Origin of the sequence: Periweissella cryptocerci (assembly GCF_004358325.1) — a bacterium.
Lineage (GTDB): Bacteria > Bacillota > Bacilli > Lactobacillales > Lactobacillaceae > Periweissella > Periweissella cryptocerci.
In genome coordinates this window covers 467,926-492,530 of sequence record NZ_CP037940.1, presented here as the reverse complement: position 1 = coordinate 492,530, position 24,605 = coordinate 467,926, and the positions used below count along the sequence as shown (strand labels likewise).

Here is a 24,605-nt window from a genome sequence, read left to right as displayed (position 1 = left end):
TTATTTTGCTAAATTTTGTGGTAAACTAGGTAGATTAATTTATAGATGGCTTTGTTAGTCAGAGGGGGTTAATTTACAATTATTCTTTGTATTTTAGCGTTAAGCACCAACGTATTTGACTAACACCTTATAGAAAAGGGATGAAAATAGTGAGCTTAGACAAACGAGAATTATTTAAAAAATTACTTGAACAGATTCGTTTAGCTGACCGACCTGAAGCGAAGTTTTTTGATGGTGCGACGGTTGAAGAAGTTGTCGTGCATGAAATTTCCAAGCAATGGCAGTTTAAGTTACACTTCGCAAATGTCTTACCATTTGAAGTTTTTTCGACATTTGTTAATCAGTTGGAAAATGCTTTTAGTGCGATTGCGACGGTGCGGTGTGATATTCAAACGGATGCCACGGTCATTGATGCGAACTTAGCGCGTGATTACTGGACGTATGTTGTGCAAAATGCCGGTTTGAATGGCTTGACGCAGCTAATTGCGAATTCATTGCCAGCGGTTAACGGGGATACACTCACAATTACGGTGCAAAATCGGATTTCGGAAGAACATTTTTTGCAGAGTGGAATTGAACCAATTCAACATGCTTACCAACAAGTCGGCTTTCCCTTAATGAAGGTGGCGGTGGACGTTGATGAAGCCGCTAACCAAGAAGCAATTGCGCGGGTTCGTGAAGAACAAGCGCAAAAGGCTCGCAAGATTGCCGAACAGGCGCAAGCTAAGCTCAAAGAAATTAACGACCAAAAGCCTGCCTCGGGACCATTTGCGTTAGGACGGCGGATTGCCAGTGATGCAGAAATCACCCGGATGATTGACGTGGATCAAGAAGAACGGGCCGTAATTTTTGAAGGTTATATCTTCGACAAAGAAGTCCGCGTCTTGCGTTCAGAACGGCAATTATTAACGTTGAAAGTTACCGATTATTCAAGTTCATACATTACCAAAAAATTCTCGCGTGATGATAGTGATGAAGAATTTTTTGAAGCAATTCAACCAGGCATGTGGGTCAAAATGCGGGGCTCGGTTCAAGAAGATACGTTCCAACACGATTTGGTCATGAATATTTATGATATCCAAGTGGTTGAGCACACCAGCCGGCAAGACACCGCGCCAGAAGGTGAAAAGCGCGTTGAGTTGCATATGCACTCAAACATGTCGACGATGGATGCGACTAATGAAATCGGCGACTTAGTCAAGCAAGCTGGTAAGTGGAGACATCCCGCCGTTGCAGTTACTGATACCACTGGGGTGCAAGCTTTCCCAGGAGCATTTGCGGCCGCTGAAAAAGCTGGTGTGAAGATGTTGTATGGGGTGGAAGCTAACCTCGTTAATGACGGTGAAGAAATCGGGATTAACCCTAAACACGTGCCGTTGCATGACAACGAATCTGAATATGTCGTGTTTGACGTGGAAACTACGGGGTTGTCGGCGATTTACGATAAAGTCATTGAACTTTCCGCTGTGAAAATGGTCAAAGGGAACGTTGTCGCTGAATTTGAAGAATTCATTGATCCCGGTTTTCCGTTGTCTGAAATCACGACGAATTTGACGTCAATTACGACGGACATGGTGCGCGGTTCTAAGTCCGAAGAAGAAGTTTTCAAAATGTTCCGGGAGTTTTACGGTGATGCAATTCTTGTCGGGCATAACGTAACGTTTGACTTGGGCTTCATGAACACTGGTTATGAACGCCATGATATGCCAACCATTACGAACCCTGTGATTGATACGATGACGCTTGCCCGGTGGTTGTACCCTGAATTGAAGAGTTACCGTTTGAACACGTTGGCCAAGAAGTTTGGTGTGTTACTTGAACACCACCACCGGGCCATCTTTGATGCGGAAACGACGGGGAACTTGAACATGATTTTCCTGAAGGCAGCCAAAGAACGTTACGATGTTGAGTACCACGATCAATTGAATGAGCACATGATGGACGGGGATTCATGGAAACATGCGCGCCCAAATCACATGGTGTTAATGGCGCAAACGCAAGACGGGTTGAAGAACTTGTTCAAGGTGATTTCCGCTGCCAATATCAATTATTATTATAAAACACCCCGAATTCCGCGTTCCGTGTTAAACGAGTACCGCGAAGGTATCCTTGTTGGAACGGGTGATAACACTGGGGATGTCTTTGAAGCAATTATGCAAAAAGGGAAACCTTTAGCCAAGGAACGAGCGAAATTCTACGATTATATCGAAATTCAACCCAAGGCCGCCTATGCGCCATTGATTGAAAACCAAATGATTGCCGATGAAGCTAAGCTGGAAGAAATTTTGCGTAATTTGATTGAAATTGGGCATGAATTAGATATTCCGGTTGTGGCAACTGGGGATGTGCACTATTTGAATGCTGAGGATGCGATTTATCGGAAAGTCCTCGTGAAGTCGCAAGGTGGGGCCAACCCATTGAACCGGACGACTTTGCCAGACTTGCATTTCCGGACAACCGACGAAATGTTGGATCAATTTAGCTTCTTAGGGCCAGAATTGGCGCATGAAGTGGTGATTGATAAACCAAATGAAATTGCTGATTCAATCGACGTGATTCATCCATTGAAGGACAAATTATATACGCCAAATATGGATGGTGCCGAACAAGAAGTTGAACGGCGGACTTACGACACGGCGGAAGGACTCTACGGGAGTCCATTGCCTGAAGTGGTACAAAAGCGGATTGAAAAAGAACTCAAGTCAATCATCGGTAATGGGTTCTCAGTTATCTACTTGATTTCCCAACGGATGGTTGCGAAGTCCAATAAAGATGGATATTTGGTTGGTTCCCGTGGATCAGTTGGGTCATCTGTCGTGGCGACCTTTATCGGTATTACCGAAGTTAATCCATTGCCACCACATTATCGCTGTCCAGATTGTCAATACAGTGAATTCTTTACAAAGGGTGAATATGAATCTGGTTATGATTTACCTGATAAGGCGTGCCCAAATTGTGGTACGTTGCTTGTTGGTGACGGTCACAACATTCCCTTTGAAACTTTCTTGGGCTTCAAGGGTAACAAGGTTCCCGATATTGATTTGAATTTCTCGGGTGACTATCAACCAATCGCCCACAACTACACGAAAGTGCTGTTTGGTGAAAATAACGTTTTCCGGGCAGGAACGATTGGTACGGTCGCTGATAAAACAGCCTTTGGGTATGTCAAAGCGTATGAACGCGAAACGGAAACGGAAATTCGTTCCGCCGAAGTTGAACGTCTGGCCAAAGGGGCGACTGGGGTTAAACGAACTACTGGGCAACACCCGGCCGGGATTTTGATTGTGCCAGATTACATGGACATTTATGACTTCACGCCAATTCAGTATCCGGCCGATGATGTCACAGCGACATGGAAAACCACGCACTTTGATTTCCACTCAATCCACGATAATATTCTGAAAATGGATATCCTGGGGCACGATGATCCAACGATGATTCGGACCTTGCAAGATATGTCAGGGATTGATCCGAAGACGATTCCGATGGATGATCCAGGTGTGATGAGTCTTTTCTCTGGGACAGATGCCTTAGGAGTAACGCAAGAATCTATCTATTCAAAAACAGGAACCTTGGGTGTGCCGGAATTTGGGACACGTTTTGTACGGGGGATGTTAGAACAAACGCACCCCAAGAACTACTCCGAATTACTCCAAATTTCTGGTTTATCTCACGGGACTGATGTGTGGTTAGGCAATGCCGATGAATTAATTAAAGACGGTACTGCCACCATCGCCAATGTTATTGGTACCCGTGACAAAATCATGACCGACTTGATTAACTATGGTTTGGAAGCTGAATCGGCTTTCCAAATCATGGAAAAAGTTCGTAAGGGTAAAGGGATTTCCGATGAATACCAAAAGGAAATGCGCGATGTTGGCGTCCCAGAATGGTATATTGAATCATGTTTGAAGATTAAGTATATGTTCCCTCGGGCGCACGCGGCTGCCTATGTCTTGATGGCGTTGCGGATTGCTTACTTCAAAGTTTATTTCCCAATGTTGTATTATTGTGCATACTTCTCCGTGCGGGCTGATAGCTTCGACGTGGTCGCGATGTCACATGGTAAAGATGCCGTGAAAGCCTCAATTAACGACATTAATAAACAGGGGAATGACGCTTCAAACAAGGACAAGGATCTTGTGACGGTGCTCGAATTGGCCAATGAAGCGCTTGAACGTGGGATTACTTTTGGCATGGTTGACATTGAAAAGTCCGAAGCAATGACTTGGTTAATTGAAGACAATAAATTAATCGCGCCATTCAATGCGTTAGCCGGCTTAGGTGATAACGTCGCCAAGCAAATCGTGGCCGCTCGTGCCGACCAAGAATTTATTTCAAAAGAAGATTTGAAAAAACGTGGTAAGGTGTCGAACACACTGATCGAATTCATGGATCAACAACATGTGCTCGATCACTTACCTGATGAAAATCAATTATCATTGTTTGATTTTTAATATTAATTAAACAGACTATCGTTCAGTTGAACGGTGGTCTGTTTTTGTTCGCTCCATTTCGTCTGACGTGGGATTGAATAAACTTGGCCACTGCGTGCCGGTAAATTACTTGGCGCACCACGCTGGAAGCAACCTCACAAGCCAAAATGCGGTCTTGTGAGGTTCAGATAAGCTGGGACTCTAAGGAATAAATTCCTAAGATTCCTCATCTTATCCTCAGCGGCGACATGTGTTGTACACATCTCACCCCAGTCGCGGTGTAAAGGCTGCGCCCGCCAAGTAATTTACCGGCACTCCGTTAGTTAGGAATAAGACTCAAACTAGAAAAAACAGTTACCGACTACAAGCCACAGTGGCATGGAAAAAATAACGGAGGACCAATAGAACCTTAGCAATTCGATGATTGAAAAGTACCTAAACGACAATTCCGCGTTAGAATAAATAGAACCGTTTGAGCAAGGCAGCCACTCCGTTAAGTTACGTTGCAAATGAAAAATAATTGACAGTACCGGAGTTACCATTCATTATTGTAGTTATGAAAATTAAAGATGATAATAAAAAACAATTAATATTGGATACAGCTGCTGGCTTGATATTAGCAGAAGGATTATTTGGCTTATCTATTTCTAAAATTGCGAAGAAAGTTAATATTAGTCAATCAAACATTTACATTTATTTTGAGAATAAGAATGATTTATTAAAGCAAGTCTATCGTTCAAGAAAACTTCGGGTATTTTCCGTAATCAGTAATGCCACGACAAATAACCCAGACTTTGTTGCGAATATGATTCGGGCAATTTACGAAGATGGGAAAGAACATGCTAACGACTATTTAATTATTCAACAATTTAACAATTCGCCAATCATGCAAACTTTACGGATCGAAGATGAATCGCTTGCGGAAATGAGCGGGGTAGATAATCCTATTTCAAAACCGTTTGTTGATGCTGTTGCTCGCGGTGAAATTCGCCAAACAAATCCCCATTTACTCGCTGCATTAGCTTGGCAAATGGCAGTTTCTTACATGCTAGCTAATCACCTCAATTATAATTTGCAAGATACCGCTATCGAGGACGTTATTGCAATTGTTGAAGCGGCGCTAAAGCCTTGACAAAAGAATGAGTGTTCCTTTATAATAAAAAATCGCTTCGGCGGTTTTTTTTTATGCCATTTAAAAGAATGAATATTCCTTAAAAGAAAGAAGAGATTTTATGTTAGCAAAAGTTATCTTAATTACTGGTGCTTCAACAGGTATTGGTTATGCAACAGCACAACGTTTGGCAAAAGCTGGACATATTGTATATGGCGGCGCACGGCGTATTGAAAAAATGAATTCACTCAAATCCTTGAATATGACACCGCTACAATTAGATGTTACAAATGACGAATCTGTCCGGAATGCAGTTAAAACAGTTATCGACGAACAAGGTCGCATCGATGTCTTAATTAACAACGCCGGCTATGGTTCGTACGGTTCACTTGAAGATACGGACCTTGCAGAAGCGCAACGACAATTAGATGTAAATTTAATTGGTGTTGCTCGAATGATGAAAGCTGTACTACCGTTTATGCGGCAAGCTAATCAAGGACAGATTTTAAACGTTAGTTCCATGGGTGGTCTGGGATACGGTTGGATGGGTGCCTGGTATCATGCTTCAAAACATGGGTTAGAAGCATTAACTGATACAGTCCGGTTAGAATTAACCGAATTCAATATTCAATTATCGACCATTGAACCAAGTGCTACTGAGTCTGAATGGATAGAAATCGCCATTGATAATTTGAATAATGTTGCTGCAAGTGGAACTGGCGCATACGAAAAACAAACCCAACGGGCAATAACCATGATGCGCGAAGGGTTCAAAGACGTCGTTCCAGCTGACCACGTTGCCATCGATATGGAGAAGGCCATCAAGTCAAAAAATCCTAAGCACCGATACCCAACAGGGCGGTCAAGTCGCTTTATGAAATTTGCGATGCGGTTCATTTCTGATCGGATGATATACAAATTGACGTATAATGCGTATGCCGGAAAATGATGTGCCAAATAAGTTTTGATGTAGTGGCTACCGCTTACCTCAAAATGTCGTTATATGTGCCTCATAGTCCAACCAACTAAGTGGCGAACGCCCGTTGAAAGCTTGGAAACAGATACCAACCCAGTGCCAATAACGCCGATTGTGAACGACTGAACAAGTGGCACTTTACACATTTTTACTTATCTGTTATAATAACTATTAGTAAGTAGTGACTTGTGCTAAATACATAGCACACGGATTAACGGAGGAAATCTTTATGAAGAAACTCGCTAGTTTTGTTGTCGCCCACTTGTCATTTATTGGTTCATTACCATTAGTTATGTTGGGATCATAGACAATCTTAAAGCACGGCACACATTGGGGGCTGTGGGATTAAAAATTCTAGAATAGTAAAAAGCGCATGGAATTAATTTTCCATGCGCTTTTTACGATATATTCTTATTTCATAACCTGAAATTACTTACGTTGCCGGAACCAAAACAACCAAAATAATAACAGTGATGTCACAGCAGTTATCATGACGCCCAAGGTGAAATAGGGCGGTGTATAGCTGAAGGTAACGTGATGCTTCCCAGGTGCCATCAACACGGCCAAGAACGTTTTGCCAACCGTGTTTGTTTCTGCGGCATGGCCATCAACGGTAACATGCCAACCTTGACCTTGTGGAATTGTGGTCATTAATAAATCCTTGTCGGCTGGTATTGTCACGGTACCGCTAATTTTACGCTGGCTGAAGCTGTGAATGTGCAGATTATTAGCCGCGAGTGCTTGGGCTTGATAATGAATTTGCGCATTATCTTGCTCGTATAACGAAACATTTTGCAGCCATAAATTAGGCTTTTTCAAAATGAAAGTTAGCTTCTGCGTTTTGCCCTTAATGTGATCACCAACATTTAAAATAATCGTATGCCGAAATGAATCGTTGGTATGCATGATTTGATCATTTAATTTGATGGTCACGTCATCGGGAATCATCGACGCCCCTAAAGTTAAATAATATGAATTATTTGTTTTGGGGGTGAAATACAGATTCAATGAGGTGGCTTCGAGTGGCTTTTTGCGTGTAATGAAGGCCCCAGTCACAGTTTGTGGTACATCCGCATTTTTGGTGGTTACTTTGTCAAAGTTTTGGACGTTGAAAATCGGATTCGCGGTATTGCCAGTAATTCCATTCCACAGGCGTTCTTGATTTGTCAAAGGATCATCGCGCTTAAATTGCACGCTCAGAGCGGCTGAATTAGCAGCAAAGGCCAGACCCAGCGCATCGTTGTTTTGGTACAGCGACACATCCGGCGTTTCCGTCAAAGCTTGCATTGAGCTTAAATCGGGGCGTTGAGAAATTAACATATTCGCCGGTGCACCATCATCGGGTGACACGTGTCCTGCGGCATCTAAGTAGTAACGCATGCCGAGTAAGTTATCCGAAAGCAGGGTACCGTTGGCGTAGACGGCATAGTTGTCACCATCGGGATTACCGAAGTTGCCCATAAAATCAGACATTTGCTTTGAAAATGAAGAGCTAAAGGCCGCGCCACCGAAGTAATCTTGCATGAAGGCATCGTCTTTGGTGCGTTCATAGGTTTGACCAACTCGGTAAAATGCCGGCTTGTCATTTGGAATTTCTTGTAAAGCGCTTTGAGTTGCTTGGACGTTGCGCCGATACTCGGTTTGCGTTAAAAAACTGAAATTATTCAAATCCCAAGCGGCATTAGTCGCAGTTTCTGCAGTGACTAATAATAGTAGTAGCCATGACCAATACTTAAAGCGGGGTAACAAGATGAGGCTCAATGTGAGCAAGAAGAACGCCGCTCCCACGAGCACTTGTGGCCACGTCATAAAATTGGTTTTGCGCATCGTGCTTAACACAATTGCGAGCACCACGACTAAAGTACTACAGATAATAATGATTTGTTTGCGGTTAATGTAATAGCCCGGACGGAAGGTCGAAGCTGCTAACCAAATTAACCAGAATGACCAGAGAAAACTGAAACGGTATGGATACCACACTGGAAACTGCATCCCATGCCAAAATAAATCTAACGGCGCTAGAAACATTGATACGAATAAGAAAAGGGTCACCAGACTCGCACCAATTTTTGTACTCAAGCGAACCCGACCATCGGTAAAGAAAATCAGGGCGCCAATCAAAGCGATGCTAGCAACGAAAATGTTAGGCTGACCGGTAGGCATTTGTTCAAAATTAAAGGAACCCGTGAACATTTTACTAAAGAAGAACAGTGGATTATATTCCACAATCTTGGTGATGTGCTCGGTCATATATTGACCTTTACCTTGGGTTAACGCATAGGCTGTTGGTAGTAATGTCACCGCCGCTAACCCCGCACTAGCCAGTGAGGCAAGTGTGAAACGTTTCACTTTTTCCAAGCGTTCGGGCCAAGTGAAGGCTTCCCAAGTCAAGCGCCATACAAAGTACAACACTAAGAAAATGGCAATCATATAAGCTAAATAATAATTGATGATCAAAATTGCGGTCAGCCAAAAAATATAGCTGCGATAGGTGCCTTGATCGATGAGGTGTTCTAAACCAACAATCAATAACGGCAAAATAATGACAGCATCGAGCCACAAGAGGTTTAGTTCATAGGCGACCATCCAACCCATTAAGGCATATGCAACGCCGAAGACGGTTAGGAGCCAGCCTTGCTGCCACTGCATCTTGTGTAATGCATATGCCATGCTGAAGCCAGCTAAGCCGTATTTTAGTAGCGTTAACAACAGGATGCCTGAAGCTAGGTGAACGGGGGTAAAGAACAGGAGAACGAGGTTTAAGGGGCTCATTAAGTAATAAGTCCAAACCCCTAACATGTCACCACCAAGTGCATTGCTAAATGAGTAAAAGAAAGTACTTGGGTGATGCAAAATCGCGTCACGGTAGGCCGAGAACATGTCGACGTACTGTTGACCTAAATCAACCGTCAAAATTGACGAATGCCCAAACGGACTCATTTGGCGGATGGCGTAATACGTGCCCATAATGATTATTGGTAATAAAAAAGCTAACCAACAGGGGGCGGTCTTTTTATTAAATAATTTTTTCATGTAATTCACTTCCAAATATATGTTTAAAAAAGTGCAATGACTCTTGATTACTTTATCACATTTCGTTATAACAAAGTAGATGACTCTTAGTGATGAAGTTGTGATGTGGTACAATAATGCACTGGGGAACTCCCACAATAATATAATATAAAAAATAAATATGTATGGCACTAAAGGAGACTTATGGAAAATCGTTTTACACGGCGTGCTACGAAAAAGAAAGCTTACCGGTCAGATTTACCGTTTCGATTAAATTTGATTATCGTAATTGTTTTCTTATTGTTTGCAGCGTTAGTTGGACAATTATTTTACTTACAAATCAAAAAAGGCGCGTATTTTGTGGCGGACGTCAATCGGACGGATAACCTGGTTGAAACGTCGAATGTGCAACGTGGGATGATTTATGACTCAACTGGACAAGTCTTAGTTGGTAACAGTTCCACCCAAGCGATTTCATATACAAAAGGGGTCAACGTATTAAGCAGCCAAATGTTTGTGACGGCAAATGAATTGGGCTCATATTTAAAGGTTGATACGAAAACGTTAGCCAAACGTTCAGTCGCTGATTACTGGTTAGCTAGTGAAGTGCAACGTAAGGCAGTTGATAAGGTGATTCCTAACTTCGCTAATTTGACACCAGATGCGCAATATCAAGCGGAATTAAGCCAGATTATGGATAATCCCCAACAGTATAAGTTGAATAGGAAGCAAAAGAACGCCGCCATGATTTTTCAAAAAATGGCCGGCGCCTACTCATTATCGACAACGTACATTAAAGAGAGCGGTGTTACCAGCAAGGAAGTTGCCCAAATTGGTGAACACTTAAGCCAAATGCCAGGCGTGAAAATTTCAACTGCTTGGAGCCGTGATTATCCGCAAGGTAAATCAGTGCAAGCCATCATTGGTTCGGTCACATCTGAAAAGATTGGCTTGCCCGAAGATCGTTTAAACAGTTTGTTAGCATCCGGTTATTCACGAAATGATTCAGTTGGTCAGAGTTACTTGGAACAACAATATGAACCTGTGTTGAAGGGTTCCAAAGAACAAACCCAAGTGGTCATGGGGGCCAACAACAAGATTGTTAAAGCGGTTGAACAATACAGCGGGCGCAAGGGTGATAACCTAGTCTTAACGATTAATTCTAAGTTCCAAGCTGCAATGGAAAAAGCGTTGCGTGACCACATGTCAGGTTCATTAACGACCGGTGCTTATGCCGTCGCGATGAATCCTTATACAGGTGGTATTTACGGGATTGCTGGGGTTGATCGTAACAATAAGACCGGTAAATTGAGCAGTAATGCCTTGGGTGCCATGAACCAAGCGATTGTTATGGGTTCGGCGGTTAAGCCAGCGATGGTCACGGGTGCTTTGAAGCGTGGTGTGATTACACCAACCAACAGTACTTTGAATGACCAACCAATCAAAATTGCCGGCACCCCAGTCATGAGTACCGACTGGAACAAGAGTGGTTCTGTACCATTGAACGCCTCAACTGCGATTGAAGTTTCTTCTAACTCGTACATGATGCAACTAGCCATGCTTGAAGGTGGCGTCCACTATGCGCCAAATATCGGTTTAGGCAAAATGAATCCGGATATCTTTAACATTATGCGCAATAACTTTAATTTGTTTGGGCTTGGTGTGAAGACGGGGATTGACTTGCCAGGGGAAACTGCCGGGATTAAGGGGTCTTCAGGCCCAGGTGATGCCGGTAAGGCCCTCATGGAAGCCTATGGACAATATGACGCTTATACGGTCTTACAGTTAGCACAATACGTCTCAACGATTGCTAACGGTGGTTATCGGGTACAACCACACGTTGTTGGCGCAGTTGAATCATCAAACAACGATGGCCAATTGGATCAAATCCAAACAACAATTCCAACGAAGATTTTAAATTCCGTTGGTTGGACACCCGCGCAACGCCAAGTCATCTATAAAGGGATGCACGATGTTGTTAATGGGACGAATGCGCACCGGACGGGGATGCAAATGCAAAAATACAAACCCGCCCCATATGCTAAAACAGGGACGGCGGAAACATTTACAAATGGTAAATCAACGTTGACCTTGAGTTTGGTTACTTACATTCCTGGTTCAAACATTGCGATTGCCTTAGCGATGCCAAGTGGTCCACAATCAAACTTTGGTTCCGGCTTGAATTTGAAAATGGCCATGGACATGTATAATGCATACTTCAAGTACATTGATAACAAATCAACCATCATTAAAAACCCCGCAAATGGGATTACAAAAACAGGATATTCAGGGAATTAACATTTACCCCTAGCATTTATCGGAGATTTCTGATAATATAGTTTGAGTTGAGGGCGCATGTGCTACTAGTTAGCCGGCCCGAAGATTTAAGACAAAAAATTTATTCCATTGGAGGGCTTTGACATGCGCGTACACATCACATTAGAATGTACTGAATGCGGCGAACGCAACTACTTGTCAACTAAGAACCGTCGTAACAACCCCGACCGTATCGAAGTAAACAAGTATTGCCCACGTGATCGTAAGGTCACTTTGCACCGCGAAACTAAGTAATTAATTTCGATTAAATAACGTTGAATCCTTCGCGATTCAACGTTATTTTTTTGTTTTTTTCGGTGATAGTTTGTTTGAGTATGGTTGTTGCCACTGTGTGCCTGGAAATCACGTGGTGCACTACACTGGAAGCACATGTTCAAGCCAGTCAGTGCTTATGCCTGCGAACCGGCAACGCAAAACATCCCAGCATTTTGTTGCACAAAATACTGAATCTAATCCTAACGCGATTAGATCAGCCTTGCAGGCTGGATGTCTGTCTTGAACAACTCGGCTAAGCTGGGAGTCTAAGAAATAAATTTCTAAGACTCCTCATCTCATCCTCGGCGCTGATACATGCTCCGCATATATCAGCCCAGTTGCAGTATAAAGGCTTCGCCCACCACGTGATTTCCAGACACTCCGTTAGTTTGCAGAATACCGCAATCGCAAAACCGCAAACCGAAAAAACTAACGGATTAAACATTAATAACGGTTTGCTTGGGATTTAGCTAATGTAAGGTAAGAAGTCAGTATTTTGTGCAACAAAATGCTGGGATGTTTTGCGTTGCCGGTTCGCAGGCATAAGCACAGACTGGCTTGGGAGGCTGCTTCCAGCGTGGTGCGCCAAGTAATTCCCAGACATGTAGTGGGTATCTCTTCAGAATGACACCGCCAAATTCCCCGTGGAGGACGGTGATTCGCTTTTTAGGGTAAAAACGTGTATGATTATAGGTAAGTCAAAAAAAGAAGCTGGTAAGGTAATGAAAGCAAGATTTATGAATGAATCATATGCGAACTTCAAGTATGGAGTTGCTTATGACGCGTTACGTCGAGTTAAACAGGGCTCACATGAATTAGTTGTTGTTGTCGATGAACAGGGTGAGGAATATTTGTATATTGCTTCAGCATTTCGCTTCATCGGCGATTATTATGAATTACCAGTTGAAGAGGGTAAAGATCGGCCAGAAAAAGAAAAATAAATTTCCGGTGGGTTAATATCATGTTTACTGGGGTAACCACAAGCTATTTAGTGCGAAGGAGTCACATCTGATATTTGAGATGCGACTTTTTATTTTGTTGCGTCACGACATATTTTCACGCCAAGGCAATTGCGCGCTTAACGCAAAAAACGTTGGCCTGAGTTGTTTGTTTTTACTGCATTAATTTTGTAACTCTCGCTTTTTTTCACCGTTGCCTACATGCTATAATGTTTATTACAATATTTTAAAATTTTAAATACGAAAAGAGGTTTACCGCTTTGGAATCTGGTCCGTCCTATATCACGCAAATTATCGTAATTGTTGTGATTTTACTTTTAGCTGTTTTATTTACTTTAACTGAATATTCACTTGTCCGAGTTCGGGTTAGTGCTTTGAAAGCAATGAAGGCTGATAAACACGGTTCAACAAAGAATATCGATGCAGCCATTCATATGACTGAACACCTAACGGAATATCTTTCCACTGCACAAGTGGGGATTACGTTAACGAGTTTGATCTTAGGGTGGCTTGGTGAAGATACAATTGCGTCTGCGATCATCAACAGTCATTTATTGCCTGCTGAGATTGCGCACGGGGTAGCTTCAATAGCAGCCATTTTGATTTTTACAGTAATTCACGCGGTTTTCACTGATTTGGTGCCAAAGAATATCGCGATTGCTGAACCAGTTAAGATGATGCTGTTCATTGTACGACCAGTGCGGTTCTTCCACATTGTGTTGTACCCATTGATTTTCATTCTTGATCGGTTTGCAAATGGGATTACGCACATGTTGGGTTACCAAACGGCGACAGAAGATGACATTTATTCACAAACTGAAATTTTGTCATTGTCAAAGAGCGCAGCTAAAGCAGGTGAACTTGATGAAGAAGATTTAACATTCATGGAACGTGCTTTTGACATGAATGATAAAGTGGCGGTTGATATCATGATTGACCGGACTTCAATGGTCGTGGTCGACGTTGACACGACAACTCGGGAAGCTTTGGATTTGTATTTACAAGAACGGTATTCCCGTTTCCCAGTTACCGCGGATGGTGACAAGGATAAGGTGATTGGCTACGTCTACTCATATGACTTGTTGCGCCAAGCCCGCATTAACGATGAAGCGCCAGTTGTGCGTGTAATGCGTGATATTCCAGCGGTACCTGAGAACATGGACGTCCACGATGTCTTGAAATTAATGGTCGCCAAACGGACACCCATCACTTTAGTGGTTGACGAATATGGTGGTACGTCTGGTTTAATTACCGACAAAGACATCTACGAAGAATTATTTGGTTCAATGCGTGATGAAATTGATGACGTGGCCGATGACTACGTGGAAAAACTTGGTAACAATAAATACAAAGTCAGCGGTAAGATTACGCTGTATGATTTTGAACGCCACTTCGATGTCAGCATTAAGGAATTGGAAGAAGACGAAGCTGTTACTTTAACGGGTTATGTCTTGAACCAAGAACCAGAATTCCGCACGGGTGATGTGATGCGAGTTGCAAACTTTGAGATTAAAGCGTTGGATTATGAAAATGCTTATATCAATGAGTTTGAAATAACGGAATTCCCCGCACAACAAGTGGAACCTGACGAAGATTAATATAATAAGTAAACGAGGATGATTTTCTTTTTGAGAATCATCCTTTTTTTGACGTTGAAATTATTTTAGGGCAGGGAGAAATTATGCCCTAACCGCAAGATTTTATGGTTGGCTTTCATTTCGTAGTTAGCGCGGCATTTTTTTCAGTTAAAACTTTAATAATGTTTATTTCCACGTATTTAGAAATTTCACAAAGCCCGACAAATACAAGGTGCGACTTTGTAAAAGTGTTGGGATTTATCCCGTTATGTGTTTGGTGTTGTTATTTTTGCATATCAGTGAAGTGGGGCGGTGTTGCAAGGCGACCAGAAAGTATTTGGTGTTGTTATTTTGTGGTTTTTGCAAACTAACGGAGTGTCTGGAAATCACGTGGTGGGCGGAGCCTTTACACTGCAACTGGGCTGATATATGCGAAGCATGTATCAGCGCCGAGGATGAGATGAGGAGTCTTAGAAATTTATTTCTTAGACTCCCAGCTTAGCCGAGTTGTTCAAGACCGCCCTTTGGCTTGAACATGTGCTTCCAGTGTAGTGCACCACGTGATTTCTAGGCATGCAGTGGCAACAACACTCAACCAACCCACAACTAATTAATTTTCCACTAGCTCTTTGAAAGCGCTTACGTTAAAATGAGAATTGGCGCTAATAATTATGATAAGTAACGGGAGATAGAAATGAAAAAAATCATTGCGGTGAACGCTGGGTCATCATCATTAAAAATTCAGTTGGTAGCCATGCCAGCCGAAGAGGTTATTTGTAAAGGGCAAGTTGAACGGATTGGTCTAACGGATTCAATTTTCACATTAAAGTACGGCGACGGGCAAAAGGTTGAAAAGGTGTTGGATATTGAAGACCATCACGCAGCCATCGATTTGCTACTGCAGGCTTTGTTAGAATATAAAATCATTGCTGATTATGCGGAAATTAAGGGGATTGGTCATCGGGTTGTGCATGGTGGTGATTTCTTTGACCAGTCAGTCGTGATTGATGACGAAGTGTTACATAAGATTGAAGCGTTGATTGATTTAGCGCCATTGCATAATCCGTCAGCGGCCATGGGGATCCGGGCAATGCACAAATTGTTGCCAGATGTACCGTCCGTGGCGGTGTTTGATACGGCGTTCTATCAGACGTTGCCAGAAGTTAATTATCGCTACAGCTTGCCATATGATTTTTACGACAAGTATAAAGCGCGCAAATATGGGGCTCACGGTACTTCACACAACTATGTGAGTCATCGGGCTGCAGCCGTTATTGACAAGCCTTACGCCGACTTAAAAATCATTACCTTACACTTAGGTGCGGGTTGTTCGATTACGGCGACCAAGGATGGGCAAGCATTTGATACCTCAATGGGCTTTACGCCATTAGCTGGGCTAACAATGGCGACACGTGCTGGTGACATCGATGTGTCATTAGTTTCATATTTGGAAAAACAAATGGGTAAAACGACGGATGAAATGATTGAAATTCTGAACAAGGAATCTGGTTTGTTAGGGATTTCGGGTATTTCATCAGATTCGCGCGAAATTGAAGACGCGATGGCAACTAATCCGCGTGCGCAATTAGCAATGGATATTTTTGTGGACCGGATTGTCGGCTTTGTCGGTTCATATGTGGCGAAGATGGGCGGAGTTGATGCCTTGGTATTTACCGCCGGAGTCGGTGAAAATTCAGCTATTCTACGTCAAATGATTATTGATCGGTTGGCATTTATGAACATTCACCTGGATGCCCAAGCGAACAGCCAACGTGGTAAAGAGCTAGTTTTATCGACACCAGATTCAGCGGTTAAGGTTTTGTTAATTCCAACAAATGAGGAATTGATGATTGTCCGTGATGTATATCGATTAACTACGAAAAACGGCTGATTGTTCATGTTTTACCGCTATGTTTATGTAAGAAGGTCGAAAAACACAAGCTTATGCGAATGTTTTTCGACCTTTTTATGAAAAACAAATGAAAAACCGAACATTAAACTTGCGAATTAGTAGAGGATGCGTTATTCTTATAAAGGTTTATTTTGAATATCGGAGGAAAACAAACAAATTATGGCAGGAATCGTAGTAGTAGGTAGTCAATGGGGCGACGAAGGTAAGGGAAAGATTACAAACTTTCTCGCGCAAGATGCAGATGTTATCGTGCGGTACCAGGGTGGTGATAACGCTGGTCACACAATTGTCTTTAATGGCAAGAAATTCGAATTACGTTCAATTCCATCTGGGATTTTTGATGCTCACAAACTCGCCGTTATTGGTAACGGGACAGTTTTGAATCCTAAGTCAGTCTTGGAAGAATTAGCATACTTGCGTTCACAAGGTGTGCCAACAGAAAATTTACGGATTTCTGACCGAGCACAAGTGCTGTTCTCATACCATAAATTGTTTGATGTTTTACAAGAAGAAGCTAAACAAGGTGATAAGATTGGGACAACTGGTAACGGTATTGGCCCAGCCTACACTGATAAAATGGCGCGGACAGGAATTCGGGTGACGGATTTATTAGATGCGGAAACTTTGCGGAAACGCTTAAACACCGTAGTCGCTGAAAAGAATGTCTTGCTGACAAAAATTTATAATCACGAACCACTTGATGCCGATGCCTTGTTTGAAGAATATTATGCATACGGTCAAGAATTGAAGCAATATGTGACTGACACGGCTTATGTTGTCGATGAAGCATTTAAGGCTGGTAAAAAGGTGCTGTTTGAAGGCGCGCAAGGGGTGATGTTGGATATTGATCATGGAACTTATCCATTTGTAACCTCATCAAACCCAATCGCCGGTGGTGTTACAACCGGTGTTGGGGTTGGCCCAACGATGATTACTGAAGTTGTGGGTGTGGCTAAGGCCTATACTTCACGAGTTGGTGAAGGTCCTTTCCCAACCGAATTGTTAAATGAAATTGGTGATCACATTCGTGAAGTTGGTCATGAATACGGTGTTAACACTCACCGTCCTCGCCGGATTGGTTGGTTTGACTCAGTTGTTATGCGTCACTCTGCCCGCGTATCTGGTTTGACTAAGTTAGCTTTGAACAGTATTGATGTCTTAACGGGCATTGAAACTTTGAAGATTGCGACCGCTTATGAATTAGATGGGGAAATTATTAAGTATTACCCAGCTAGTTTTAAGGACTTGGAACGCGTTCAGCCAGTTTACGAAGAATTACCTGGTTGGACAGAAGATATTACCGCAGTAACGAAACGTGAAGACTTACCAGTTAACGCGCAAAATTACTTGAAACGGATTGAAGAACTTGTTGGTGTTGACTTAGCAACCTTTGCAGTAGGTCCAGATCGTGACCAAACCAATGTGTTGTTGGACGTATGGACAGGAGAAACTAAATAATGTTGGAACGGTATTCACGCCCAGAAATGGCGCACATTTGGTCTTTAGATAATCAATACGCAAGCTGGTTAAAAGTTGAAATCGCAGCGACAGCGGCATGGTCAAAACAAGGCCACGTCCCTGCTGAAGATGTTACAGCAATTCGTGAAAAGGCAACTTACAATGTTGAGCGCATTGCGGAAATCGAAGCGCAAACGAAGCACGATATTGTGGCTTTTACCCGGAATGTTTCTGAATCATTAGGCGACGAACGTAAGTGGATTCACTACGGCTTGACGAGTACTGATGTGGTGGATACAGCCCAAGGCTATCGTTTGAAGGAAGCTAACGAAATCATTCGTGAAGATCTTGAAGAATACAAAAACGTTGTTGCTGAAATGGCTTTGAAATACAAAGACACAGTAATGATGGGGCGGACACATGGTGTGCATGCCGAACCAACGACTTTTGGTTTAAAAGTCGCCCGTTTCTACTCTGAAGCCCTCCGCAATATCGAACGCTTTGAACGTGTTGCCAAAGCCGTTGAAACTGGTAAGCTTTCAGGCGCCGTGGGAACATTTGCCAATGTGCCAATGGAAGTTGAAGAAGACGTGATGGCTGAACTTGGCTTGACACCACAACCCGTTGGTTCACAAGTATTGCCACGTGATTTACACGCCGACTACTTGAACACATTGGGCTTGATTGCCACTGGCTTGGAAAACTTTGCCACGGAAATTCGGTCATTACAACGTTCTGAAATTCATGAAGTTGAAGAAGGTTTTGGCAAAGGCCAAAAGGGTTCTTCAGCAATGCCGCACAAACGTAACCCAATCGGTTCTGAAAATATTACTGGTTTGGCGCGGGTCGTGCGTGGTCACATGATTACGGGGATGGAAGATATTACTTTATGGCATGAACGTGATATTTCACACTCCAGTGCCGAACGGATGATCTTGCCAGATACGACGAGTTTGATTGATTACATGTTGCACCGTTTCACGGGTATCTTGAAGAATCTCCAAGTTTTCCCTGACACGATGCTCAAAAACATGGATCGCACGTACGGCTTGATTTACAGCCAACGCTTATTGCTTAAGTTAGTTGATGCTGGCTTGAGTCGTGAAGCGGCCTACGACACCGTGCAACCATTGACGGCCCGCTCATGGGACGAACAAATTCAATTCCGCCCATTGGTCGAAGCAAACGACACAGTGACACAATACTTGTCAGCAGCCGACATCGATGATGCATTTGATTATCATTACCACTTGCAAAACGTGGATGGCATTTTCAAGCGTTTGGGTTTACTTAAATAATAGATAAAAGGTGTTTAATTATGGATGAACGGATTGATCGCGTTGTGATGACGCAAGCCGAAATCGCGGCAGCCGTGAAGGTTGTTGCTGACAAAATTCGACACGATTATGCAGGAATTACACCAATTATGGTACCAATCATGAAGGGCGCAATTGTGTTCACGGCTGATTTATTACGTGAACTCGGCGATATGCCATTTGAATTTGACTATGTTGATGTTTCAAGTTACGCCCACGGTGCCTCAACTGGTGATTTAAAAGTTGAAGTGAATGTGCGCAAGGACATCATTAATCGCGACATTATTTTGATTGATGAAATCATCGATACCGGTTTGACGCTGGATTTCTTGGTAAAGGAATTTACTAAGCTGGGTGCCAAATCAGTTAAATCAGTCGTTGCCGTCGATAAGAAGGCTGGTCGTTCCGTCGACATTGAAGCTGACTACGTTGGTGCGGAAGTCCCTAACGATTATTTAGTTGGGTACGGCATGGATTTAGATGGCGAAATGCGCTTCTTGTCAGATATTGTGGCGCTTAAGCACTAAAAACCAAGCAAGCCTGAAGAAATGTGTGATTTGGCTGGGTAATCAGACAAATTCCCGCAAATTAAATAGGAATTCACAAAAAGTTCGCTGTTTTAGCGAGCTTTTTTAGTTATAATAAAAAGTATAATAAATTGGTTTGTTAGTCATATGTATTGATGTATTATGCCCCGTTAGCTATGGTATTTCTTGAAAAATGTTTGTATTGTGGCCGTTTGTAGTCACAAGCAAATGTTTGAAGCGAACACCTAACTAACGGAGTGTCTGGAAATTGGTTGGCGGGCGGCAGCCTTTATACCGCGACTGGGGGAATATGTGTGAAACACATATTCCCGCTGAGGATAAGATGAGGAGTCTAGGGAATTTATTCCCGTAGAGTCCCAGCTTATCCGAGTTGTTCAAGACCGCACTTTGGCTTGAACATGTGCTTCCAGCGTGGTGCGCCAAACAATTTCCAGGCACGTAGTGGCTTATAACGCTAGCATCACACTAACCACTACACTGGCATCCGGCACCACTCAAGGCGAACAAAACTAATAAATTTTAAATTAAAGCGACGATAAGGAGTTAAGCAATTATGGCTTTTGATAAACAAGTTCAATTATTGGGTGACACAGATACATACTCAGTCCACCCAAGTATTAAGAAGTATTCACTAATGGATACTGGTTTCATTCAACAAAATTCAGGGGCATACCAATTGATGCGTCAATTGGAACCAAACAAAGCATTTAACGCCTCGTTCAAGTTAAAGATTGTCTTTGCCCAAGATTTATCTGGTTTTAAGATGAAAACGGTGAATGCCCTTGGCAACACGGTGATCAACATTTTCACGCACAAGAACAGTGAAGTGTTGACGCAACAATTCCATTTTTACATTCAAGAATTGGTTGATCGCGAAATCTTGGTTAAAGATTAATCACGTAGCATTAAGCGGTGAATAAAATACTTTAATTTTCAGCAAAAAATGTTATTATATTAGACAGTGAATATGTTGGTGTCAAAGGATTTTCAGAAACGTTTCGGTTGCTGTGAGAAACGAATTCAACACATCGATGCTCTCACTTGTTATGTATCAGCAATGGTACCGTTTCTCAGCGTTAACGAGCTTAAGAGGTATACGATCAAGATCGTTGCAAGCAGAGTGGTACCACGTGGGTCGCGTCTCTGTAGGCAGGGGTCTTTTTTTACGTTCTTTGCGGTATTTAGTGTTAAACTAGGCGCCGAGAAGGGTGTGATACGATTAATTTATTTTTGGAAAGTAGGATATTTATCGATGAAAGAATTATCATCAGCAGAAATTCGTTCAATGTTTTTAAAGTTCTTTGAATCAAAGGGCCACAGCATTGAACCATCACAATCATTAATTCCAAAGGATGATCCAACATTGTTATGGATTAACTCAGGGGTCGCAACGTTGAAGAAATATTTCGACGGTTCAGTTGTGCCTGAAAACAAGCGGATTACCAACGCCCAAAAGTCAATTCGGACTAACGATATTGAAAACGTGGGGCACACAGCGCGTCACCACACCTTGTTTGAAATGATGGGGAACTTTTCAATTGGCGATTACTTCAAACCAGAAGTGATTCCTTGGGCATGGGAACTGTTGACATCACCTGAATGGTATGGCATGGATCCTGAAAAGCTGTATGCGACAGTTTACCCCGAAGATCAAGATGCCAAGCGGATTTGGATTGAAACTGGGATGCCAGCGGACCACATCTACGAAGTTGAAGATAATTTCTGGGATATTGGTCAAGGTCCTTCAGGTCCCGATACGGAAATTTTCTATGATCGTGGGCAAGAATTCCAAGATCTCCCTGATGAAGATCCTGAAATGTACCCCGGTGGTGAAAATGAACGTTACCTCGAAATCTGGAACATTGTGTTCTCACAATTCAACCACACCCCAGAAAACACGTATGAAGAACTGCCCCACAAGAACATTGATACGGGGATGGGACTTGAACGGGTTGTTTCAGTTTTCCAACACGCCCGTACTAACTTTGAAACTGATTTATTCCTCCCAATTATTCACAAAGCCGAAGAAATGGGAAACGGCGTGAAATATGGTGACGATGCCTTGACTGACGTGTCATTTAAGGTTATCGCTGACCACGCCCGGGCGGTTACATTTGCCATTTCAGATGGTGCTTTACCATCAAATGAAGGTCGCGGCTATGTTATCCGTCGTTTGCTCCGTCGTGCAGTCTTGCATGGTCGTAAACTAGGCATTAACGGCGAATTTTTGACGCAACTTGTGCCAGTTGTGGGTCACATCATGGAATCATATTACCCAGAAGTTTTGGCAAATGCTGAATACATCGAAAGCGTCGTTGCGGCAGAAGAAAAGCGTTTTAACGCGACTTTGAGTGACGGCTTGAAGATGTTGAATGGGGTGATTGCGGATGTCAAAGAAAAAGATGCAGGCACGATTCCTGGTGAAGTTGCCTTTAAGCTTTCTGACACATACGGCTTCCCATATGAATTGACTGAAGAATACGCGCAAGATGAAGGCTTGAACGTTGATCGCGTCGGCTTTGATGCCCAAATGCAAGCGCAACGTGATCGTGCGCGGGCTGCCCGGGCTGACATGAAGTCAATGGGTGTCCAAAACGTCTTGTTGACTGATTTGCACACCGAATCTAAGTACGTCGGTTGGACTGATTTGACGGTTGATGCCGCCATCTTGAAAGACGTAATTGTTGATGGCGAATTAGCTGATCATGCCACTGCCGGTATGATGGCTCAAGTTGTCTTCGATCAGACTCCATTCTATGCTGAAATGGGTGGTCAAATTGCTGACCGCGGGGCTGTTATTAATGCTGATGGTGAAGTTGTGGCCGAAGTTGAAGATGTCCAAACGGCACCAAATGGCCAACATTTGCACACTGTGAAGGTCTTAAAAGAAATCAAGGCTGGGGACACCTACAAGTTAGATGTTAACCGCGAGTTCCACTTGAAAGTTTCTAAAAACCACACGGCTACGCACATGTTGGATCAATCATTGCGGAACATTTTAGGTGACCACACAACCCAAGCTGGTTCATTGGTGACACCGGAATACTTGCGTTATGACTTTACGTACAATGGTGCTGTGCCAGCTGAAAAGCTTGATGAAATCGAAGCATTGATCAACGATAAAATCGGAGAAGCCTTGAAAGTTTCATGGGTCGAAACTGATATTGAATCCGCTAAAAAGCTTGGTGCCGTGGCCGTCTTTACCGAAAAATATGGCGAAAAAGTCCGGGTCGTTTCAATCGGTGACTTTAATGCTGAATTTGATGGTGGAACCCACGTTGATAACACCAGTGAACTTGGTTTATTCAAGATTGTTGGTGAATCAGGAATCGGTGCCGGTGTTCGCCGGATTGAAGCCGTCACTTCAACTGCAGCATTTAACTTGATGAAGCAACACGAAAATGAATTACAACAAATTGCGGATGCTGTTAAAGCGCCACAACTAAAAGACGCACCAGTCAAAGTGGCCGCCTTGCAAGACCAATTGAAGGAATTGCAACGCCAAGTTAACAGCTTAGAAGCTAAGTTGGCTAACCAAGCAGCGGCAAGTATCTTTGATAATCCTGAAGACGTCAATGGTCACAGCTTAATTGCTGCACAACTGGAAGTTTCTGGTATGGATCAATTGCGTTCAATGGCTGATTCATGGAAAGAAAATAATTCTTCAGATGTGTTGGTCTTAATTGCCGCCACTGGTGAAGATAAGGTCAACTTGATTGTTGCGATGAGTCCAGCCGCAATTAAAGCGGGGATGAAGTCTGGTGATTTGATTAAGACCGTTGCGCCACTTGTTGGTGGTAACGGTGGTGGTCGCCCTGATTTGGCCCAAGCCGGTGGTAAGAACCCATCTGGGATTCAAGCTGCGTTGACGGCTGCTCACGATTGGTTGGCAGAACACTAAATCTTCAATCTTTTGTAATCAAAATGAAAGGTAATCCTAAGCGATTGGGCTATACTTTACTTATGATTACGTTTACAATTACAAATATCAAAGTTTTTTGTCTGGAGGTAGCCAAATGAGTTCGTTAGACAAGACAGCCTTATTCAATTTTGGCAATGAACAACCCAAAGACGTGCATGAAACATTACAAACGGTATACAAGGCACTCGAAGAAAAGGGTTATAACCCAATTAACCAAATTGTTGGTTACTTAATTTCTGGTGATCCTGCTTACATCCCACGTTTGAATGATGCACGTAATTTAATTCGTAAGCACGAGCGCGATGAAATCATCGAAGAGCTTGTGAAGAGTTACTTGAGTAAGTGAGTCGTTTACTAGGATTAGACATCGGCTCACGCACGGTCGGAATTGCGGTTAGTGATATCATGGGATGGACCGCACAGGGCGTGGAAATCATCCGCATTAATGAGGATGAAAAAGAATTCGGAATTGACCGAATGAAAGAATTGGTTGCTGAATACAAGCCATCTGGTTTTGTGTTGGGTTTACCAAAGAACATGAACAACAGCTTGGGACCTCGTGCTGAGGCATCCAAGGCTTATGGTGATTTATTAGTCGAAACTTTTGGCTTGCCCGTCGATTTTATCGATGAACGCTTAACAACGGTTGAAGCGGAACGCATGTTAATTGAAGAAGCTGATACTTCGCGTAAGAAACGCAAGCAAGTTATTGATAAACTCGCCGCTAGCTTAATTCTCCAAAATTATTTGGATGCTAACGGTAAATTAACGAAATAGTGAGGAAGA

General features: G+C 42.9%; 16 protein-coding genes. 15 read left to right on the top strand and 1 reads right to left on the bottom strand.

The window, feature by feature from the left end:
- Positions 1 to 149 precede the first annotated feature (149 nt).
- The 3 genes from EQG49_RS02185 to EQG49_RS02175 all read left to right on the top strand — a co-directional run bounded on the left by EQG49_RS02185 (position 150) and on the right by EQG49_RS02175 (position 6,496).
- The gene (locus tag EQG49_RS02185) at positions 150 to 4,457 is read left to right on the top strand and encodes a PolC-type DNA polymerase III (protein ID WP_133362436.1); all 4,308 of its coding nucleotides are present in this window, start codon (positions 150 to 152) and stop codon (positions 4,455 to 4,457) included.
- A 535-nt stretch (positions 4,458 to 4,992) separates the two neighbouring features.
- Entirely contained in the window at positions 4,993 to 5,568 is a 576-nt protein-coding gene (locus EQG49_RS02180) for a TetR/AcrR family transcriptional regulator (protein ID WP_133362435.1), read from the top strand.
- A gap of 100 nt (positions 5,569 to 5,668) precedes the next feature.
- Positions 5,669 to 6,496, top strand: a complete 828-nt coding sequence (locus EQG49_RS02175) for an oxidoreductase (RefSeq protein ID WP_133362434.1) — start codon at positions 5,669 to 5,671, stop codon at positions 6,494 to 6,496.
- A gap of 456 nt (positions 6,497 to 6,952) precedes the next feature.
- Here the strand turns inward: EQG49_RS02175 and EQG49_RS02170 are convergent, their stop codons facing one another.
- Positions 6,953 to 9,556 carry a YfhO family protein gene (locus EQG49_RS02170; protein ID WP_133362433.1) on the bottom strand — a complete coding sequence of 868 codons (2,604 nt, stop codon included), beginning with the start codon at positions 9,554 to 9,556 and terminating at the stop codon, positions 6,953 to 6,955.
- 183 nt (positions 9,557 to 9,739) lie between these two features.
- Between EQG49_RS02170 and EQG49_RS02165 the strand changes: the two genes are divergently transcribed.
- From EQG49_RS02165 to ruvX, 12 genes are all read left to right on the top strand, one after another.
- Positions 9,740 to 11,833, top strand: coding sequence for a peptidoglycan D,D-transpeptidase FtsI family protein (locus EQG49_RS02165; protein ID WP_133362432.1), 2,094 nt, complete (start codon positions 9,740 to 9,742; stop codon positions 11,831 to 11,833).
- 123 nt (positions 11,834 to 11,956) lie between these two features.
- A complete protein-coding gene (rpmG, locus tag EQG49_RS02160; protein ID WP_133362431.1) occupies positions 11,957 to 12,106 on the top strand; it encodes a 50S ribosomal protein L33 in 150 nt (49 codons plus the stop codon).
- 704 nt (positions 12,107 to 12,810) lie between these two features.
- The gene (locus EQG49_RS02155; RefSeq protein ID WP_133362430.1) at positions 12,811 to 13,068 is read left to right on the top strand and encodes a hypothetical protein; all 258 of its coding nucleotides are present in this window, start codon (positions 12,811 to 12,813) and stop codon (positions 13,066 to 13,068) included.
- 278 nt (positions 13,069 to 13,346) lie between these two features.
- Positions 13,347 to 14,684, top strand: a complete 1,338-nt coding sequence (locus tag EQG49_RS02150) for a hemolysin family protein (RefSeq protein WP_133362429.1) — start codon at positions 13,347 to 13,349, stop codon at positions 14,682 to 14,684.
- A 673-nt stretch (positions 14,685 to 15,357) separates the two neighbouring features.
- Positions 15,358 to 16,554, top strand: coding sequence for an acetate/propionate family kinase (locus EQG49_RS02145; protein ID WP_133362428.1), 1,197 nt, complete (start codon positions 15,358 to 15,360; stop codon positions 16,552 to 16,554).
- Positions 16,555 to 16,734: 180 nt separating this feature from the next.
- The gene (locus EQG49_RS02140) at positions 16,735 to 18,033 is read left to right on the top strand and encodes an adenylosuccinate synthase (protein WP_133362427.1); all 1,299 of its coding nucleotides are present in this window, start codon (positions 16,735 to 16,737) and stop codon (positions 18,031 to 18,033) included.
- The gene (gene purB, locus EQG49_RS02135; protein WP_133362426.1) at positions 18,033 to 19,331 is read left to right on the top strand and encodes an adenylosuccinate lyase; all 1,299 of its coding nucleotides are present in this window, start codon (positions 18,033 to 18,035) and stop codon (positions 19,329 to 19,331) included. The genes EQG49_RS02140 and purB overlap by 1 nt, the downstream gene beginning before the upstream one ends.
- Before the next feature lie 20 nt (positions 19,332 to 19,351).
- Positions 19,352 to 19,876, top strand: coding sequence for a phosphoribosyltransferase (locus EQG49_RS02130; RefSeq protein WP_133362425.1), 525 nt, complete (start codon positions 19,352 to 19,354; stop codon positions 19,874 to 19,876).
- 574 nt (positions 19,877 to 20,450) lie between these two features.
- A complete protein-coding gene (locus EQG49_RS02125; RefSeq protein WP_133362424.1) occupies positions 20,451 to 20,792 on the top strand; it encodes a DUF1831 domain-containing protein in 342 nt (113 codons plus the stop codon).
- A 357-nt stretch (positions 20,793 to 21,149) separates the two neighbouring features.
- Positions 21,150 to 23,798, top strand: a complete 2,649-nt coding sequence (gene alaS / locus EQG49_RS02120) for an alanine--tRNA ligase (RefSeq protein ID WP_133362423.1) — start codon at positions 21,150 to 21,152, stop codon at positions 23,796 to 23,798.
- A 115-nt stretch (positions 23,799 to 23,913) separates the two neighbouring features.
- On the top strand, positions 23,914 to 24,165 hold the full coding sequence (locus EQG49_RS02115; RefSeq protein WP_133362422.1) for an IreB family regulatory phosphoprotein: 252 nt from the start codon (positions 23,914 to 23,916) through the stop codon (positions 24,163 to 24,165).
- The gene (gene ruvX, locus EQG49_RS02110; protein WP_133362421.1) at positions 24,162 to 24,596 is read left to right on the top strand and encodes a Holliday junction resolvase RuvX; all 435 of its coding nucleotides are present in this window, start codon (positions 24,162 to 24,164) and stop codon (positions 24,594 to 24,596) included. Before EQG49_RS02115 ends, ruvX begins: the two co-directional genes overlap by 4 nt.
- The last annotated feature ends 9 nt before the right edge of the window (positions 24,597 to 24,605 follow it).

Excerpts from the sequence above, each read along its gene's own strand:
- EQG49_RS02180 (WP_133362435.1), top strand. The coding sequence starts at position 4,993 with ATGAAAATTAAAGATGATAATAAAAAACAATTAATATTGGATACAGCT.
- EQG49_RS02175 (WP_133362434.1), top strand. The coding sequence starts at position 5,669 with ATGTTAGCAAAAGTTATCTTAATTACTGGTGCTTCAACAGGTATTGGT.
- EQG49_RS02170 (WP_133362433.1), bottom strand. The coding sequence starts at position 9,556 with ATGAAAAAATTATTTAATAAAAAGACCGCCCCCTGTTGGTTAGCTTTT.
- EQG49_RS02165 (WP_133362432.1), top strand. The coding sequence starts at position 9,740 with ATGGAAAATCGTTTTACACGGCGTGCTACGAAAAAGAAAGCTTACCGG.
- rpmG (WP_133362431.1), top strand. The coding sequence starts at position 11,957 with ATGCGCGTACACATCACATTAGAATGTACTGAATGCGGCGAACGCAAC.
- EQG49_RS02155 (WP_133362430.1), top strand. The coding sequence starts at position 12,811 with ATGATTATAGGTAAGTCAAAAAAAGAAGCTGGTAAGGTAATGAAAGCA.
- EQG49_RS02145 (WP_133362428.1), top strand. The coding sequence starts at position 15,358 with ATGAAAAAAATCATTGCGGTGAACGCTGGGTCATCATCATTAAAAATT.
- EQG49_RS02140 (WP_133362427.1), top strand. The coding sequence starts at position 16,735 with ATGGCAGGAATCGTAGTAGTAGGTAGTCAATGGGGCGACGAAGGTAAG.
- purB (WP_133362426.1), top strand. The coding sequence starts at position 18,033 with ATGTTGGAACGGTATTCACGCCCAGAAATGGCGCACATTTGGTCTTTA.
- EQG49_RS02130 (WP_133362425.1), top strand. The coding sequence starts at position 19,352 with ATGGATGAACGGATTGATCGCGTTGTGATGACGCAAGCCGAAATCGCG.
- EQG49_RS02125 (WP_133362424.1), top strand. The coding sequence starts at position 20,451 with ATGGCTTTTGATAAACAAGTTCAATTATTGGGTGACACAGATACATAC.
- alaS (WP_133362423.1), top strand. The coding sequence starts at position 21,150 with ATGAAAGAATTATCATCAGCAGAAATTCGTTCAATGTTTTTAAAGTTC.
- EQG49_RS02115 (WP_133362422.1), top strand. The coding sequence starts at position 23,914 with ATGAGTTCGTTAGACAAGACAGCCTTATTCAATTTTGGCAATGAACAA.